The 18,346-nt window shown below is 40.3% G+C and carries 15 protein-coding genes and 1 pseudogene; 9 read left to right on the top strand and 7 right to left on the bottom strand.

Annotated features, from left to right (window positions below; genetic code table 11):
- Positions 1-68 precede the first annotated feature (68 nt).
- Entirely contained in the window at positions 69-1,805 is a 1,737-nt protein-coding gene (gene menD / locus IQ259_RS16905; RefSeq protein ID WP_193886792.1) for a 2-succinyl-5-enolpyruvyl-6-hydroxy-3-cyclohexene-1-carboxylic-acid synthase, read from the top strand.
- An 80-nt stretch (positions 1,806-1,885) separates the two neighbouring features.
- Positions 1,886-4,204, top strand: coding sequence for a cation:proton antiporter (locus IQ259_RS16910; protein ID WP_193886794.1), 2,319 nt, complete (start codon positions 1,886-1,888; stop codon positions 4,202-4,204).
- A 26-nt stretch (positions 4,205-4,230) separates the two neighbouring features.
- On the opposite strand, the gene IQ259_RS16915 is transcribed toward IQ259_RS16910, so the two are convergent.
- Positions 4,231-4,449, bottom strand: coding sequence for an RNA chaperone Hfq (locus tag IQ259_RS16915; protein ID WP_193886796.1), 219 nt, complete (start codon positions 4,447-4,449; stop codon positions 4,231-4,233).
- Positions 4,450-4,572: 123 nt separating this feature from the next.
- Here IQ259_RS16915 and dapF point away from each other — a divergent pair, with 123 nt between their 5' ends.
- Entirely contained in the window at positions 4,573-5,412 is an 840-nt protein-coding gene (dapF, locus tag IQ259_RS16920) for a diaminopimelate epimerase (RefSeq protein ID WP_193886798.1), read from the top strand.
- Between the two features lie 165 nt (positions 5,413-5,577).
- On the opposite strand, the gene IQ259_RS16925 is transcribed toward dapF, so the two are convergent.
- A complete protein-coding gene (locus IQ259_RS16925; RefSeq protein WP_193886800.1) occupies positions 5,578-6,567 on the bottom strand; it encodes a hypothetical protein in 990 nt (329 codons plus the stop codon).
- 508 nt (positions 6,568-7,075) lie between these two features.
- Here IQ259_RS16925 and IQ259_RS16930 point away from each other — a divergent pair.
- The 4 genes from IQ259_RS16930 (at position 7,076) to IQ259_RS16945 (ending at position 10,813) form a co-directional block, all read left to right on the top strand.
- The gene (locus IQ259_RS16930; RefSeq protein ID WP_228014590.1) at positions 7,076-7,840 is read left to right on the top strand and encodes a class I SAM-dependent methyltransferase; all 765 of its coding nucleotides are present in this window, start codon (positions 7,076-7,078) and stop codon (positions 7,838-7,840) included.
- A 13-nt stretch (positions 7,841-7,853) separates the two neighbouring features.
- Entirely contained in the window at positions 7,854-8,579 is a 726-nt protein-coding gene (locus IQ259_RS16935) for a TenA family transcriptional regulator (RefSeq protein ID WP_193886804.1), read from the top strand.
- Between the two features lie 219 nt (positions 8,580-8,798).
- Positions 8,799-9,350, top strand: a complete 552-nt coding sequence (locus IQ259_RS16940; RefSeq protein ID WP_193886806.1) for a heme NO-binding domain-containing protein — start codon at positions 8,799-8,801, stop codon at positions 9,348-9,350.
- A gap of 11 nt (positions 9,351-9,361) precedes the next feature.
- A complete protein-coding gene (locus tag IQ259_RS16945) occupies positions 9,362-10,813 on the top strand; it encodes a sensor histidine kinase (RefSeq protein ID WP_193886808.1) in 1,452 nt (483 codons plus the stop codon).
- A 341-nt stretch (positions 10,814-11,154) separates the two neighbouring features.
- On the opposite strand, the pseudogene IQ259_RS27780 reads toward IQ259_RS16945, so the two are convergent.
- Positions 11,155-11,250, bottom strand: a pseudogene (locus tag IQ259_RS27780) (hypothetical protein); the annotation flags it as partial.
- 204 nt (positions 11,251-11,454) lie between these two features.
- Here IQ259_RS27780 and IQ259_RS16955 point away from each other — a divergent pair.
- Positions 11,455-12,153, top strand: coding sequence for an MBL fold metallo-hydrolase (locus tag IQ259_RS16955; protein ID WP_193886810.1), 699 nt, complete (start codon positions 11,455-11,457; stop codon positions 12,151-12,153).
- 168 nt (positions 12,154-12,321) lie between these two features.
- A complete protein-coding gene (locus tag IQ259_RS16960; protein WP_193886812.1) occupies positions 12,322-12,936 on the top strand; it encodes a TetR/AcrR family transcriptional regulator in 615 nt (204 codons plus the stop codon).
- Positions 12,937-12,967: 31 nt separating this feature from the next.
- On the opposite strand, the gene IQ259_RS16965 is transcribed toward IQ259_RS16960, so the two are convergent.
- The 4 genes from IQ259_RS16965 to IQ259_RS27210 form a co-directional block, all read right to left on the bottom strand.
- Positions 12,968-13,420 carry a DUF4332 domain-containing protein gene (locus tag IQ259_RS16965; RefSeq protein ID WP_193886814.1) on the bottom strand — a complete coding sequence of 151 codons (453 nt, stop codon included), beginning with the start codon at positions 13,418-13,420 and terminating at the stop codon, positions 12,968-12,970.
- Positions 13,421-13,801: 381 nt separating this feature from the next.
- The gene (locus IQ259_RS16970; RefSeq protein ID WP_193886837.1) at positions 13,802-14,383 is read right to left on the bottom strand and encodes a TIGR04376 family protein; all 582 of its coding nucleotides are present in this window, start codon (positions 14,381-14,383) and stop codon (positions 13,802-13,804) included.
- Between the two features lie 154 nt (positions 14,384-14,537).
- Positions 14,538-17,195, bottom strand: coding sequence for an ATP-binding protein (locus IQ259_RS27205; protein WP_228014592.1), 2,658 nt, complete (start codon positions 17,193-17,195; stop codon positions 14,538-14,540).
- Complete coding sequence (locus IQ259_RS27210) at positions 17,135-18,346, bottom strand: GAF domain-containing protein (protein ID WP_228014593.1); 1,212 nt, start codon at positions 18,344-18,346, stop codon at positions 17,135-17,137. The genes IQ259_RS27205 and IQ259_RS27210 overlap by 61 nt, the downstream gene beginning before the upstream one ends.

Below are 18,346 nucleotides of genomic sequence, written 5' to 3' on the forward strand. Positions count from 1 at the left end.
ATGTTCACTGAAAGTCAGTATGAGAGAATGCCACAATTGGATATTGTCTGATAGCTACCTTGGATTTGATGCTGGTCGCCTATAGGAATGTTAATCAACTTTGGGCTTTTGTCTTGACGGAGACATTAAAGCGCCTGGGTTTAACTTGTGCTGTAATTTGTCCTGGTTCTCGTTCTACACCTCTAACAGTCGCCTTTGCTCAACAAAGACCGGATATTGAAGCGATTTCTATTCTCGATGAACGCTCTGCTGCTTTTTTTGCTTTGGGAGTAGCTAAAGCCACGGGACGACCTGTAGCACTGGTTTGTACTTCTGGTACAGCAGGAGCAAACTTTTATCCCGCAGTCATTGAAGCCAAAGAAAGTCGCGTACCATTACTGTTGCTCACTGCTGATAGACCACCAGAACTGCGAGATTGCCACTCTGGTCAAACTATCGACCAAGTGAAGTTATATGGTAGTTACCCAAACTGGCAAGCCGAGTTAGCTTTACCCTCTCCAGATATGGACATGCTGGCGTATTTGCGGCAAATCATAATTTATGCCTGGGAACGAGCGCAAACACCAACACAAGGGTCGGTACATTTGAATATTCCCTTTCGTGACCCCCTTGCACCAATCCCTGATGGTACTGACTTACAGTTTGACACAGAAGAATTCTTCGCCGCAGTCACAAATACAATCTCGACTCCAGACTCTAGTCTTCTGACTCCCCAAGCATGGCAGCAATGCGATCGCGGTATTATTATTGCTGGAGTTGCCCAACCACAAAATCCTCAGGAGTATTGTAGAGCGATCGCTAAACTTTCCCAAACTCTCCAATGGCCAGTTTTAGCCGAAGGACTCTCACCATTAAGAAATTATGCTGACCTCAACCCCTATTTAATTTCTACCTATGACCTGATTTTGCGTAATCAGCAACTAGGAAAGCAGTTAGCGCCCAAAATGGTAATTCAGGTGGGAGATATACCTACCAGTAAAGAATTACGTAATTGGCTAAGTAATACACAACCCCGACGCTGGGTAATTGACCCTAGCGACCAAAACCTTGACCCTCTCCACGGAAAGACAACACATTTACGAATTAGAGTGGAAGAGTTGGGGGAATGGAAAACAGACAAGAAAAAGTTTTCTGCTTCATCTGAATATCTGCAACTGTGGTGTACTGCGGAAGCGAAAATCAGGCTCGCTGTTGATCAAACTATGACGAACATGGAGGATTTATTTGAAGGTAAAGCGGTCTGGTTATTGTCTCAAACACTACCACCAGAAACACCGCTATTTATTGCCAATAGTATGCCTGTGCGAGATGTAGAGTTTTTTTGGCGACCTAATAATTTAGGAGTGCGATCGCACTTTAACCGTGGTGCTAACGGTATCGATGGTACACTATCTACCGCGTTAGGAATTGCCCATCGTCAACAAAGTAGTGTGATGATAACAGGAGATTTAGCACTGTTGCATGACACCAATGGTTTTTTAATCCGCAATCAGTTTGTTGGTCATCTGACGATTATCTTAATCAACAACAATGGTGGTGGAATTTTTGAAATGTTACCCATTGCCAAATTTGACCCACCCTTTGAAGAATTTTTTGGCACACCACAGGATATTAATTTTGCCCAGTTATGTGCTACTTACAATGTGCAGCATGAACTAATTACTTCTTGGCCACAGTTGCAGAAAAAATTAAAAACACTTCCAACTAAAGGAATTTGGGTTTTGGAGTTGCAGACAAATCGCAAAGCTGATGCCAAATGGCGACAGGATAATTTAAGCAAGTTTGCGAGAGCTATTGGAATCTAACTATTTTAGAGGATGTTTGAAAACTCTAGCTTAACTTACTAGACTGAATTAACAGGCCTTAATAGTTCTTTTTAAAGATTGTGCAGGAAGATTTTAGGTTAATTGTCGACTTAGTATTAGTTTTGGCAGTCGCAGCCTGTGGGGGACTGTTGGCATCCCTTTTAAAACAACCCGTGCTGTTGGGGTATCTCATCGGTGGAATGGTTGTTGGGCCTGCTGGGCTAGGGCTGATTAAAGAAGTTATTCAAGTAGAGACTCTGGCGCAGTTCGGGGTTGCTTTCCTATTATTTGCGTTAGGCGTAGAATTTTCCTTTGCAGAACTAAAAAAAGTTAAAGCGATCGCCCTTGGAGGCGGTGGACTGCAAATAACCTTGACAATCTTAATCACAGTGGTGCTTTGTGGTATCACGGGAGCCTGGGGAAGCTTACCCGCAAAAGGTGTATTTTTGGGGTCAATTCTCTCTTTGTCTTCTACAGCAGTTGTCCTCAAGTGCTTGATGGAGCGCAACGAAACAGAAACGCCCCACGGGCAGGTAATGTTAGGCATTTTGGTAGTACAGGACTTAGCTTTAGGACTAATGCTTGCAGTCTTACCCGCACTTCACGAACCTGGTGAAGTCATCGGTATAGCAGTATTAACAGCGTTAGTAAGGATTGGGTTATTTGCCGCTGGGGCAGTAGTGGCAGGAATTTGGTTAATACCGCCATTATTGCAAATGTTAGCCCGCACCGAAAGCCGAGAATTATTTTTACTAGGTGTAGTAGCTTTATGTTTGGGGATTGCCCTGCTTACAGAGTATCTAGGACTCTCAATTGAGATGGGGGCATTTGTCGCTGGCCTGATGATTTCGGAGGTGGAGTACGCCGACCAAACCCTGACTTACGTAGAGCCACTACGAGATATTTTTGCCAGTTTGTTTTTTGCTGCCATTGGGATGCTAATTGACCCAGTGTTTTTGTGGAACAATCTGGAATTAATTTTAGGGTTAGTGGCACTGGTTTTTGTCGGTAAGTTTTTGATTATTACCCCCTTAGTCAAGCTGTTCCGCTATCCGTGGAAAACAGCCTTCATTGCTGGCTTGGGACTAGCACAAATTGGGGAATTTTCTTTTGTTCTCGCTAGTGAAGGACAAGTATTGGGGTTGGTGTCCCGACGAATATATTTATTAATTTTGGGGACGACAGCGGTCACACTCATTCTCACCCCTTTTGTACTGCGGCTACTACCACTCCTATTTAACTTTGCCGAATCTATGCCTTGGCTGAAACCCTATTTAGCTGGGGAAGGTGAAGCACGAGATGTATCAGAAGAATTACCTGTCAAAGATCATATAGTTGTCTGTGGCTATGGGCGTGTGGGCAAGAATTTGGTCAAGTTATTGCAACAGCATGACTTACCTGTGGTAGTCATAGACCAATCCGAAGGTCGGATTCAGCAGTTACGGGAAGCAGGAGTGCCTTATGTTTACGGTAACTGCGTGAGTTTCCACGTTTTAGAAACCGCAGGCGTAAACCATGCCAAAGGAATGGCGATCGCACTTCCTGATCCCATGAGTACTCGTCTGAGCCTGAAACGCGCTTTGGAGTTATGCCCAGAACTAAATTTAGTTGTTCGCGCCACCCAAGACAAAAATATTGAAGTACTTTATCAATTAGGGGCTAGGGAAGTTGTACAACCAGAATTTGAAGCTAGTTTAGAAATGGCAACCTATCTATTAAATGACTTAGGTTTCTCGCCATTTGTAGTCCAACGGGAAATGCAACAAATCCGCAACGATCATTACTTGGCTTTGCGGCCAGAGCGTTCTGCTGACGAGGTTTCCCGCGATTTAAGACAAGCAACTCGTGATTTAAATCGTCGCTGGTATCTTCTACCGTCTACTTCACCTCTAATTGGCATGAGTTTAGATGAAGCAGATATGCGTTACTTAACAGGCGTAAGTTTAATGGCAATTCGCCGCGCTAACGGTAATGAAATCGATTATCCCAATAATCAAACCAAATTAGAAGAAGGCGATCGCTTGTTGGTTGTCGGCGCATCTGAGGAATTAGCAGCCTTAGAAGAATTTGCTCAGGGTAAGATAGCCGTTCCCGGAGAAAATAGTGCTTGTCAATGGATAGTCGTCGATGCTGATTCTCCCGTTGAGAATAAAACCCTTGCAGATTTGAAGAACCACGAAACATCAGTGCAGGTGCAAGCACTGCGACGCGATGGTAAGTTTATTCGCCGCCCTGATGATAAAACAGACCTGCGAGTTGGCGACCAAGTATTGTTGTGTGGTAGCTTACCGAGTTTGAATCAACTACAATCATTATTCGTCGCAGCCAGTAAAGTACCGTTATCTATGCCCGTGGCAAAAGCTAATGAGGCGCAAACGCTGAAAGAGTTTCTGCCTTAAGTACAAAAAAGACTGAAGTTGAGTGATTAACCTTTAGGCTGGAAGTAGGCGATCGCTTGTTTCCAAATGGTTGTTTGCTGGCTGTTTTCATCCGCAATACACACACAACTTGGATCTTGCCATAAAACCTTACCTGTCAGCAGGTCACCTGTGACCAGTTTGAACTCTACCACTGCTGCTTGTTTAATCAGGTTTTGCAGTTGTCGAATGCTTGGTAGTGATGTATCAAATTCAGTCGTAGGCATTTTTGATAATGGTTTATTCACAATAGAAAATGTTTTCAGTAAGTAGTTGTGAACTATGAATTATGAAGGATAAAATTTCATACTTCATACTTTCCTAATCATTGATAATTCATCATTGGAAAAATGGCAATCAAATTTACTAAGTATCACGGTCTAGGAAACGACTTCATTTTAATTGACAATCGCTCATCATCCTCACCAGTCCTGACTCCAGAGCAAGCAATTCAGTGGTGCGATCGCCACTTTGGCATTGGCGCAAATGGTGTGATTTTTGCTTTACCTGGAGAAAATGGTACTGACTACACTATGCGGATTTTCAATTCCGATGGTTCAGAACCGGAAATGTGTGGTAATGGCATTCGCTGTCTAGCTGCGTTTCTCGCAGATTTAGAGGGCTTATCCCGCAATCAAGATAAATATCGCATTCATACCTTAGCTGGTACGATGACACCCCAGCTAATGCTCGATGGTCAAATCAAGGTAGATATGGGTTTACCTCGGCTACTAGCTCAAGAAATTCCTACTACCCTTGGCGCTGCTGATGCCAAAGTCATTAATCAACCTCTAGAAGTGGCAGGGCAAACTTGGGAAGTTACCTGTGTGAGTATGGGTAATCCCCACTGCATAACCTTTGTCGAAGATGTGGCTGCAATTTCTTTAGAAATCATAGGCCCGAAGTTTGAGCATCACCCAGCTTTCCCTCAAAGAACCAACACCGAATTTATTGAAGTGGTTAGTCGTAACTACCTAAAAATGCGGGTATGGGAGAGAGGTGCAGGTATCACCTTAGCTTGTGGGACAGGTGCTTGTGCATCCTTAGTAGCTGGCGTATTAACTGGCAGATGCGATCGCGCTGCTACTGTAGAATTACCAGGAGGTTGCTTACAAATTGAATGGTCAGAAATAGACCAACGGGTTTACATGACTGGCCCAGCTGAACGGGTGTTTATGGGTACTGTGTAACTTAATAGGGAACAGGAAACAAGCATCACACCGTTTCCCGTTCCCTATTTTGCAGACTATGGTTTAGAACATCAACAGAGCATAAAAATTAGACACCACAAGGCTTTTAATTCTGTAACCTGTAATCTGTCACCTATCACCTGTAACCTACTATATTTCCAGGATTTAATCAAACATATTTACTAAGCGATACCCTCTAGTATAAAGAGGCTCAGAAACTTTACTCTTCTGTCGCTGTTTCATCTGTTCCACAGTTTCATCAAATACAATTAATGTTTCTTTGCCAACCTTCAGCCAGTTTTCATAAGGCACACTCATATCTTCTTCAACACCAGCAATACTAGGTACTACCATTGCTCGGTAAGCTTCGTTGAATTTTCTCCGAAACCTGAAATCTACTGAAATCCTCAGACCTTCAGTTTTCCGTCTAACTGTTTGGTGCAATCCTCGTGCATCATTAAAGTACATCGTCCCGTGTTGTAGTTTTGCTTCTGTGTAAGAAACAACCATCGGAATATCTTTACCTTCATCAAAGTCAGACATCACACCCATAGCTCCTAGTTCCATTTCACGAGGCATTTCACCTGCTTCGATGGTAATATTATCAATGTCACCAAATAATGGTAAAACTACGACAGTAGCATCAGATGGAACGCCTGCCCATACATCACTATGGCACTTTGAACTAGTAAAAGGCAAACGCAATTTTTCTGCATTAGTTTGACCATAAACCATACGTAGATTTACTGGTAAATCTACAGAATCGATAATGTCATTTGCACCCAGTTGATAGAAAGCATCAGCAACACTTTTTTGAAAAACGTTAAATGCTAAAACGTGTTCTCGCTTGGGCATTAATAAACCAGTCCCAGTGTAGTTGGGCAAAGTATTTCTGGCTTCTAACAACCGATTCAGCATTTCGGTTTCTGAAAGAATTATCGGACTATTCAGACATGCCGAAATGTAACCTGCTACTGCAACTCTAATTTGCTGGAATAGCTCAGTTTTTAATGTATGTTCAAATAGTAAGCGGTACTGATGTCTTGTAGCGATTCTTTCTGCAAGTTCGTTGAACAGTTTGTCACCAAGTTGAGAAAATGCGATCGCACGATCATATTGTAATTTATTGTCTACTGGTGATTCTTTGATTATCATTTTTTCCTAGTTATTTTTAAATTAGCCAAACTACTTATACATCCGCAGACAAATCGTTGTTTAAAACGATTGCTGTTATTAAAATTTAACAATATTATTCTGTTTATCCTTCGTAGGATATACTACTTTATTTTTCAATTTATCTTTAGCAAATTCTTAATTATTGTAAATATTAGTAAAAGCAAGATGAAGTTAAAGACAAGTTAATCAGCAAGCAGAATTATGAAGTTTATGCAGATATTTAAAATAAAGCAGTTATGAAGTTAGATACGGATTTATTTAGTAATGATTAAATAAAATAGTAGCTTGATGGTAGAACGACTATTAATTTAGTGTAATTTAATGCCATCTAGCTGCAAACAGATTAAATAAATAAACTTCAGTAAAATCAACATTTAAAAATAAAGTCAATAGGTGTTAAAAAATAAATAATTTCAACAATCGTTGAATATTTGAAACTGATAAGTACCAACATAAATAAAATATAAATATTTTTTTAACAATGTCAATGCTAAATAACAAAAAATCAACTAGTCATCTATATAATCGCACAGCATCTGAGTGGATTAGAACTCAACCTATTTCTCTCTCAGACTTTACCGCACGTCCTTTTATACTAGAACTTTGTGAACCTGTTCATGAACTACGAGTACTCGATTTAGGTTGTGGTGAAGGTTATTGCAGTCGAGAGTTAAGCCGACGTGGTGCTGTACAAGTTCATGGAATAGATATTTCTCAAGGGATGATAGAAGCAGCCCGCTTACAAGAATTAGAAGAAGCTTTAGAAATTACGTATGAAATAGGATGCGCTACTAATCTCAAACAATTTGGTAATGGAGAAATTGACTTAATTGTTGCTGTTTTCTTATTTAACTATTTGACAATTGACCAGACCCAGGAATGTATGAAAGAAGTTGTCCGTGTTCTTCGTCCTGGTGGTCGATTTGTCTTTAGTATTCCCCACCCATCTTTTCCATATATGCGGGAAGCAGCATATCCATTTTATTTTCAAGTTGAAGAGAGAGGTTACTTTAGCAAGCGAGATCAACTTTTTCCTGGACGTATTTGGAAACGTGATGGTTCTTGGTTAAATGTGCAGTTGATTCATAAAACTCTTGAGGATTACTTTAATGCTCTAAAAATTGCTGGCTTCAATACAATGCCCACTTTACAAGAACTACATGTTACTTCAGAGCATATTGCATTAGATGAATCATTCTTTAGCCCTTTACTCGATTTACCCCTCCATCTAGCCATCAGAGTATCAAAATAACACACAACAGATTATGTCGTCTTTAATCAAACATTCTTACCGTGAAATAACGCTGAATCATCCTTTATGGAACCATGAGTTTCTTCAGCACTGTCGTACTGGAAATTTGTACCTTTCAGATATACAGATACTAGCTGTTCAGATGTATAAGTTCTCCAAAGAATTCAATCGAATTCTAGCCAGTATCTTGTCTTGCTGCCCAGATGAAGCTGCTCAGTTAGTCATCTTAGAAAACCTATTTGACGAAATGGGACAAGGCGATACAGATAAGTCTCATCCAGAATTGTTTCGCCGATTTACCCGTGCGCTTGGTATTGATGACAAAACTTTAGCAGTATTACCCACGACACCAGAAACTCGTGCTTTAATCGAAACCTATTTGAGAATTCCGCATCAGTATGGCTATTTAGCAGCGCTGGGTGCAGTCTGCTATGCTTCCGAAGGAATTGTTAGCTCTTTGTATACGCAACTATATAAAGGAATTGTCGGAGCTGCTCCTTTACCCAAAGAATCTTTAATCTTTTTTGAAGTCCATATTGATGTGGATGATAGTCATGCAGCGAAATTAGCAGCAGTCATTGAACCTCGAATCACGATGAGTGAGGAGGACAGTGATATCAAGGTTAAGTTAGCTATTGTAGAAGCAATGGATGCCCGTGTCCAATTCTTTAATGGAATCCAACGTCAAATTTCTAAATATAGCTTTTCTCCCGATTCATTACTTCTTGTTAATTCATAACTATATGTGAACGAAAAGGGTGTAAATACGGATGCAGGCATACTGATTTGTCATATTAGAATTCAAGCAACATATCCTAATTTTCCCAGATGTAAAGCTGTAAATGGTAAATACAGAAACATTAAAATTTAAATTGTTTTTGTAGGAAATCTTCTTGTTGAAAATTGGTCAAATTGACAAATTAAAGTTGGGTATAGATTAGAGTTAGAGGTGGTTTTTATGTATGGATTAGTCAACAAGGCGATTCAAGATATGGTGTGTAGTCGCTTTGGGGAAGAAATTTGGAAAGAGATTAAGCAAAAAGCTGAGGTGAGTGTAGATGTTTTCATTAGCATGGAAGGCTATCCCGATGACATCACTCATAAGTTAGTAAAAGCAGCTAGCGTGGTTTTAGGTTTACCGTCTTCAGATATTATGCAAGCCTTTGGAGAATTTTGGGTGAAATACACATCCGAAGAAGGCTATGGCGAGATGATGGATATGAGTGGGGATAACCTACCTGAGTTTCTAGAAAACCTTGATAATCTTCATGCGCGTGTAGGAGTCAGCTTTCCTCAGCTTCAACCCCCATCATTTGAGTGTAGCGAGATGGGAGAAGATTCCCTCAGCTTACACTATCGCTCTACCAGAGAAGGGTTAACTCCAATGATTGTTGGTTTAGTGAAGGGTTTAGGTGCAAGGTTTGAGACAGAAGTTGATATTACTCAAACCCAGAGCCGGGATGATGGTGCTGAACATGATGAATTTTTAGTGAAATATAAACCACACTGAGCGCTACATGAATGGTTACTCCTCACATCAGTCTTTCACCAGAATTATTTGCTAAAGCTTTTCCATTCCATTTTGTATTTAACCAGAAGCGAGAAATTTTACAGGCTGGTGATGTTTTAGAACGTATCAGTTCTGAATCACTTGTCGGTAGTCAGATTGAGCAGCATTTTCATATTAATCGGCCTAATATTCCAGTTGATTTTGATACCATTAATAAAAAATCGCGCTCTCTTTTCATTCTGGAATTTCTTCATAATGGAATGTATCTCAAGGGTCAAATGATGTATCAGCAAGAGCAGGAAATTATATTTTTCTTAGGCTCTCCTTGGATTACTGATACAGCTAATTTACCTCCTCTTGGTATCAAACTTAAGGATTTTGCTATTCACGACCCAATTACTGATTTTCTCTTTTTATTACAAGCTAAGAATACTGCCTTAGCTGATACTGAAAAGTTAACTACAGAACTGACTCACCAACGTACAGAATTGCAGAATGCACTACGAATCAAAGAGCATCTCACTAAGATTGCCCAGTTGCAAGCTCAAAAGCTGGAAACATCCCTGAAGGAACTGCAACAAACTCAAGCTCAATTAATTCAGGCTGAAAAAATGTCGAGCCTGGGGCAATTAGTTGCCGGAATTGCTCACGAAATAAATAACCCTGTTAACTTTATTTATGGAAATTTAAAGTATATTAATGATTACACTAAAGATTTACTAAAACTTGTGCATCTTTATCAGAAGTATTATGACCATCAAGAGGTAGAAATTCGAGATTATATTAAAGCAATTGAGTTAGATTTCATACTTGAGGATTTGCCCAAAATTGTTCATTCAATGCAAGTAGGAACCGAGCGTATTACAGAAATTGTCATATCTTTGCGAAATTTCTCTCGTCTTGATGAGGCAGAGATGAAAAAAGTTGATATTCACCAAGGAATTGATAGTACGTTATTAATTTTACAAAACCGGCTAAAAGAGAAATCTGATCACTTTAGAATTGAAGTCATAAAAAATTATGGAAATTTACCTTTGCTAGAGTGCTACCCCGGTTCACTTAATCAGGTATTTATGAATATTATTAGTAATGCAATTGATGCTTTAGATAGCTTCAATAGTGAACGAAATATTACGGAAATTCAATCTAATCCTAGTAAAATTATAATTACTACAGAAGTTTTAGAAACAAAAAATGTAGTTATCCGAATTATTGATAATGCTTTAGGAATGTCAGAAGCAGTTAAAGAAAGAGTATTTGACCCATTTTTTACAACTAAGCCCGTTGGTAAAGGTACAGGACTAGGTTTATCAATTAGCTATCAGATTATAGTTGAAAAACATAAGGGAAAGATGAACTGTTTGTCAGTACCTGGTAAGGGAACTGAGTTTTATATTGAAATACCTCTATCCATCAATGATCAAGCTGTTAATTGTGTTCAATCACTTAGTTTAGCTAGATAAGGCTTGATGAAACAGTAAGAAAAGGATTAATTATTTTTTAAATCAAAGATAAAAGATAAGTTTTTGTTTTCTGCAATAAACTATTTTTTTTAATAAAAGTAGGATGTAAAAAAGCAGAAAAAACATGACATTTGAGTAGACAGATACATTATTACATAGGGATTTAATCCCTATTTTTGAAGACTGCTATAGGACTCATATTTGATTGTTGAAAAAAATCAGTACATTGCTACCAGCCTTCTTTGCTGTTCCCTGTTCCCTTCCTACAGAAGTATGTTCAGTAATCAAACCGGATTCCTATAGTGCTGATCCGAACAACATTGAGGCTTGTTTATGGTAAGCTACTTACTGGTTGGCTGGGCTGCCGAATCTTCCAAAATACATATTAACTTCTGATTTCTCCTCGCATCCCCTAAGTCTGTTTGTTTTAATTTCGACTCCGCCCATTTTTACATGAACTACGTTCATCACATTCCCTCAAAACTATAGCCATCAATCGTCTTGATTTTATTTTAAGTATTTTGTCTGTTTGTTAAAAAAAATCCGGGCAATAGATAGTTTTAGGAAAAGAAGGCTGGGAGGGAGAAGTCTGTAGAATTCACATTAAATTGAAGTTTCCTACTGTTGCAGGAGAAAACATTATGTTATTCAGACAATTATTTGACAAAGAAAGCAGTACTTACACTTATCTACTTGCCGAGCAACAAACTCAAGAAGCTATTTTGGTTGATCCGGTTCTGGAGCAAGTCGAACGCGATTTGCAACTACTTAGAGAATTGGGTTTATCTCTGCGTTACTGCTTAGAAACCCACATCCATGCAGACCATATTACAGGTACAGCCAAATTGCGGGAAATGACTGGTTGTTTGGGGATTGTTCCAGACAAAGCTCAAGCCAGTTGTGCGAATAGGCACATTCAAGATGGAGAAATCCTAAAATTGGCAAATATGAAAATTGAGGCGATCGCCACACCAGGCCATACAGATAGCCACATGGCGTATTTAGTTAATCAAGATAAAGTTTTAACTGGAGATGCCTTGTTTATTCGTGGCTGTGGACGAACCGATTTTCAAAGTGGTGATGCGGGAATTTTATTTGACTCAGTAACACAAAGATTATTTACTTTACCAGATGAGACTTTGGTATATCCTTGTCATGACTATCGTGGACATGGAGTATCTACCATTGGCGAAGAAAAACGCTGGAATCCTCGATTTGTTGGGCGCGATCGCCAAAACTTCATTGAGTTTATGGCCAGTGTAGATTTACCTGAACCAAAAAAAATTATGGAAGCAGTCCCCGCCAATGAACGTTGCGGTAAATTACTTTTTAGCCGTTAAATTCCTCTGATAAATCCATGATTATGATTGCTTTGATCTGAAATATACGAATAACTCAACAGGGCGTTAATCTTGTATTAAGCTTTCTGGGATTTTTGGACTCGACGTTAGACAATAATGCTACCAGTCGGATTCCGGAAATCTCACAGTAATCTCACAATAACTGTTATGCGAGTTTTTAATTCTCCCCCACCCTCAGAAGCACAAACACGTACCCGCATTTTACAAGCGGCTAGGCGATTGTTTGCTGCTCAAGGATTTGATGGAACTACCACCCGTGATTTAGCGCAAGCAGCTGGGGTAGCTGAGGGTACACTATTTCGCCATTTTTCTAATAAGAAGGCAATTTTGGTAGAGGTAGCTACTAGTGGCTGGGTAGAAATTTTAACAGATTTGCTAACGGAATTAAGTGAAATGGGCAGCTATAAAGCGGTAGCTCAGGTAATGCGCCGCCGGATGTGGAATTTCCAGAAAAACGCTGATTTGATGCGGGTTTGTTTTATGGAAGTGCAGTTTCACCCCGATTTACGCGATCGCATTCAGTTAGAAGTCATTAATAAAATGACAGATGTGGCCGAAGCATTTTTTCAAACTGCAATGGATAGAGGCATTTATCGCCAAACCGATGCCAAGCTTGTTGCTAAAGTGTTCCTGGGAATGTTTGCGATCGCAGGTTTTTCTAACAACACCCTCATGGAACCCGACGCTTCTCCCCAAGAAATGCAGCATATGGCCGAAGGACTCGCTGATATCTTTCTCAATGGAGTATTAGTGAAAGAATGATGCAGGAGACAGAAGGCAGAATGGTAATTTATTACTCAGCACTCAGCACTATTTTTGCTTGTTGACTCCATTGTTGAACTAACTCAACCGATGGACACAAGTCCCGTCGTTGCAGAGTTGCTACTTGCAAACGCATAATCTGTCTGTGCAATCTGTGAGTAGGAGTGTCGGCTAATTGTGCTACAGAAGCGATACCTGCATGAAGCAATAAACCACAATATTGTGTGCCAACACTAGGAATTCGGGATAAATCAGCTAACGCTACCCATTTATTTACATACTGAAGATTAACCTGTAATTTACTAGCTAAAACTAGCCTAGCTTCCAGAGTTTTTCCTTGGTTAAATAGTCCTCTTGTAGTTTTAATTCCGCAAATTTGGAGATGAGATTGTTCTTCCTGACTCAATCCTGGTAATTGTTCAATCGGCCACTCACCAGATTGAATTGGACTTCGACTTTTAGTATCCGTGGGTTTAGCAGACATTTTTAGAAACAAAATATGGGCTTCTTTGACTATTGTGACTCTCTAACCAGGATTTAGGAGTCACGCGCCAGAATGCAGTGAGAAAAATAAAAATTCGGCGTTGCTGAATTTAGGGATGAAATAATGAACCGCAAAGTACGCAAAGTACGCATTCTCTACGAGAGGCTTCCGCCAACGCGCAGCGTCTCGTCGAGAAGAAGAGGTTTTGAAAGATAAATATAAGAAAATCATCCCGCATTTATGCAACACCAAAAATTCAAATCCTTTACTAAGCTGTTCCACATTTAACTTGCATATTTTTGATTTAGGAGAAAAATGTCAATTTCTTTCCCCTGCTCCCTGCTGTTTGAATGTACAATTTAGGTTGATAACAGCTTATGCTCACTTTCTGCCTAGATTACGCTTCATTTGCTCTAATTCGTCTTCCGTTTCCCAGCGACGAAACTTTTCTTCTAAGTCATCAAAACTACTAGAAGAACTTGGAGATGAATTCCACCAACCATCAGTTTCTATGCGTTGTTGCTGGGCTTGAGTTTGAGCGCGTGTTGTCTGAGCTTGTGCGGCTTTGGCTTGAACTTCCTGTCGCCGTACCTGGATTTTCCGCAATAGTTCTTGAGATTGGTTGATGCGTTCTTTTAAGCCTTGCATGTGTCCCCATTTTTGGTTTCCTTCCCGCAGTAAGGCTGCTTCTCTTTCTTGGGCGGCGGCGGCTAAGTCTTGTCTACCTGCATCTTTGGCTTTTTGTACGCGGATGTGCCAACGCTGAATTTCTTGAGCAGTGGAGAGAATTTCGTCTTGCGATCGCTTTTCTTGTACTTGTAAATCTGCTATCAACTTTAAAGTATCCTCTTCTTGCTGACGCAGTTGCTCTAGCAGCGCCTCTAACTCCAAATGCGGATTATTCCGCAAGAATTCCTCTAAACGGTTTTCTAAAAACCGACTCAAATCATCAAATAAGCCCACTGCCAAAACTCCAAGATTGAGTGTGACTATTTTATTGTAGTATTCCAAAGTGCTGAGTGCTGTTAGCGGTAGCGGGAGTTGAGCAGCGTGCTGAGTGCTGAGTAATAAATTATTATTCTGCCTTCTGTTCTATCTTGTTCTATGCAGTTTATGATTACTGCCTGTCTTTATTCAGTGTAATTTTAAATTCTGTGGCTTGGTGGGAGTTAATTTCTATTGTTCCTCTCAGTTGTTTTACTAAACCTTGAACAAGTGTAATCCCCAATGTTTTTGTTTTTTTAGTATCAAAATCTGGAGATAAACCTACACCATTATCTCGAATAATCAGGATTAAATTTTGCTCGTCTTGAAATAATTTTACTAATATTTCTCCTGTACGTTGCTCAGGAAAAGCGTATTTTAAAGCATTAGAAACTAATTCATTAATAATTAATCCGTAAGGGATAGCACTTTCAATGTCCAAACTTACATTCTGAATTTGCAGATTGAGTTTGATCTGACTAGAGTTAACATTATACGAATCAAATAAATGAATAGTTAAATCAGGAATATATTGAGAAAAATCGATGTTAGCTAAATCTTGAGAACGGTAAAGTTTTTCGTGTATTAAGGCAATAGAGGCAATGCGATTTTGACTCTCGCGCAGGATTGCGATCGCTTGAGGTTCTTGGGTGCGTCGGCGTTGCATTTGTAATAAACTGCTGACAATACCAAGATTATTCTTGACGCGATGGTGAATTTCTTTAAGTAATACTTCTTTTTCTCGTAATGATGCTTCAATTTGTTCTTGGGCTTGTTTGCGTTGCGTAGCTTGCCGACGGGCATCACTAACATCTTCACTCAGATAAGAAAATCTCGGATTTCCTGTAGAGCTAACAGCAATTGGGCAGACACTCACAGATAGCCAACGATGTGGCTCATCCAAATTATATAAATATTCAAATTTGACAGGGGCTTGTATTTGCTGAGATTTACGATAATGTCGAATCCATTCTTGAATAGCTATTTGTGGTACTCCCATCTGACTAACAAATAAATTTTGCATGGCTTCAACTGTTAAACCCAAAAAATCAGCAGTGGCTTGGTTAACAGAAATGTACAAAATGTCGTTTTCATATAACTCAATAATCCCCATCATCATTGAGCTACTATTAAAGAAGCTCCGCAGAGTTGATTCACTTTGTTGTAAGTGAGCATTGATTTGACTTAACTCGGCTGTACGTTCTGAAACTCGAATTTCTAGCTGTTCATGAGATTTTCTCAATTCTGCTTCGGCACGTTTGCGATCGCCAATATCACGATAAAAAATTCCTAATCCGTCAGGTGATGGGTAAGCATGAACTTCTAGCCACACATCATAATCAGGCGGCGAGTAGTAGCAATGTTCAAAGTGGACAGGAACTTGATTTGCTATTGCATATCTGTAGTTGTATTCTAAAGCACTGCCTACGGCGGCTGGCCATTCTTCCCAAAGAGTTTTTCCTAACACTTGGTCGCGGGGCTTTTTGTTAATGCGTTCTCCTTCGGCATTTTGGTAAATAATGCGCCAGTCTTTATCCAGTGCTACAAAAGCATCTGTCATACTTTCTAAAATGCGAGATAATCGTGTAGCAATTGTTTCTGCTTCCAGACGCAGTGTTTGTTCTCGCAGAGATGCTTGTTTGCGAATCTCTGCCATTTTTAATGTAGCTTCTATGCGTGCCAGTAGTTCACGAGTAGAAAAAGGTTTGGTAAGGTAATCATCGGCTCCTGCTTGTAACCCTTCAATCCGCGCTTCTTCACCAGCACGAGCAGAAAGTAAGATAATCGGCAATTCTCGCGTTTGAGGATCATGCCGCAGTTCTCGCAATAGTCCAAAGCCATGTAAACCAGACATCATGACATCTGTTAAGACTAAATTGGGAAGGCTTTGCTGAATTGCTATCAGCGCTGCCATGCCATCTTCTACTGCTTCTACTTGATAGCGTTGCTGAAGTAACCGCTTTAAGTAGTCTCGCATATCAGCATTGTCATCAACTACGAGAATGTGTGCAGAATGAAGGTGCTGAGTGTTTGTGTTGTTTTGACTTTTGGTTTCTTGCTGCTGTTTTGTCGTTTCTATCTCAAACCTGAGTATGTTCAATTCAGTACTATCTTCTGGTAACCACCGCCAAGCCTCTTCAACATAAGGCATGGCTCCCAGGGCTGTTGATGTTAATGTCCGGGATGCACTAATGCGATCGCTGGGCAGATGTGTGCAGCCTGTGGGAATTGATACTATAAAACAACTGCCCTGTTTTAGTTCGCTGGTGACATAAATGCTACCGCCATGTAGTTTGACTAACTCCAACACCAGTGATAAACCAATGCCTGAACCTTCAAAACTGCGTCCTTGAGCACCTTTGACGCGGTGAAAGCACTCAAATAAATGTGGTATTTCCTCTGGGGGAATGCCAATGCCTGTATCTATGACTGTTAATTCAATGTGATCGCTAAAACTTTGTAAATAAATGCTAATACTTCCTTTCAAGGTAAATTTAAAAGCATTTGACAACAGATTCAGCACAATTTTTTCCCACATTTCCCGATCAACGTAAATCGGTTCGCCAAGAGGTGGACATTCTACTATCAACGACATACCAGCCCGTTCAATTAAAGAACGAAAGTTACTCGCAAGTTCGGCTGTCAAGCTTGCTAAATCTGTTAGTTCATATACTGCTTGAATTCGTCCGGCTTCAATGCGTGAGAAATCCAGAAGCGTGTTAACTAGTTTCAACAAGCGTAAGCCGTTGCGCTGGACAATTTCGAGGCGATCGCGTTGTGTTGCTGACAATGGGGCGATGTATCAGCTAAAGCATCTTCTAAAGGAGCCAACATCAAGGTTAGGGGTGTACGAAATTCATGGGAAACATTGCTAAAAAACACAGTCTTGGCGCGGTCAATTTCTGCCAAAGCTTCAGCTTTTTTCAGTTCGGCTTCATAAGCACGAGCATCTGCTATTGCTGATACTACTTGTCCCGCCACCAATTCCAAAAACCCTTGGTAATCGTCATCCAAAACCCGTCGGGAACTAATACCTACTACTAATAATGCTGTGGGTTGCTCTTGTCCAGGAGAGGCGACAGGTAAAACTAAAGCGGTGTGGGGAGATTCCTGCCAAACACCTACCGGCAGTTCTCCAAATCGTGCTGTTAAATCTGTAACTTGTTGGACATCTGCCGTATTCACTACTTCAGCTAAAGGCCAAGGCGATGTAGTCAAGTCCATCAAATCAATTAAACTGGGACTGGCGGGAGTATTGGCTACTAATCCTGTAGCGCCTACTAATTCAGCTTGTTTGCCTTCAGCATCAAGTAAATATAGCAGTGCAAAAGGGATATCTGCGGCATTGTTGCCCAAAGTTTTGATTGCTATCTCACAAGCTGTTTTGACCGTTTTGGCTTTACCTGTTTGCGCTGCTAAATCGCGCAGAGTCCGAAGTCGGCGATCGCTTAAAACTTGTTTTGTGGTTTCGGTACAAGCACAAAACAAGCCACCAATCCCGCCTGTTTCGTCTCGAATAGGACTATAAGAGAAAGTAAAGTAAGTTTCTTCTAAATAGCCACTGCGGTGCATGAATAACTGAAAATTATCAAACCAAGTGGATTCTCCTTTGGTGACTACTTGTTCAACTAGAGGCCCAATCGCATCCCAAATTTCAGGCCAGACTTCGTTTGCGGGCATTCCCAAGGCTTGCGGGTGTTTTGTTGAACCTAAAACAGGACGGTAAGCATCGTTATAAAGTTTGACTAATTGTGACCCCCAAAATGTAAACATAGGGTAACGAGAATTTAACAAAATGCTAACAGTAGTGCGTAAGCTTTGCGGCCATTGCTCCACAGCACCAAGGGGTGTTTGCGACCAATCGTGCGATCGCATTAAAGTACACATCTCCCCATCACCAGCAAATAAACTTTCCCCTATGTCTGAACTGATTTGCGTCAT

The sequence above is a fragment of the Fortiea sp. LEGE XX443 genome, assembly GCF_015206815.1.
Classification (GTDB): domain Bacteria; phylum Cyanobacteriota; class Cyanobacteriia; order Cyanobacteriales; family Nostocaceae; genus Nostoc_B.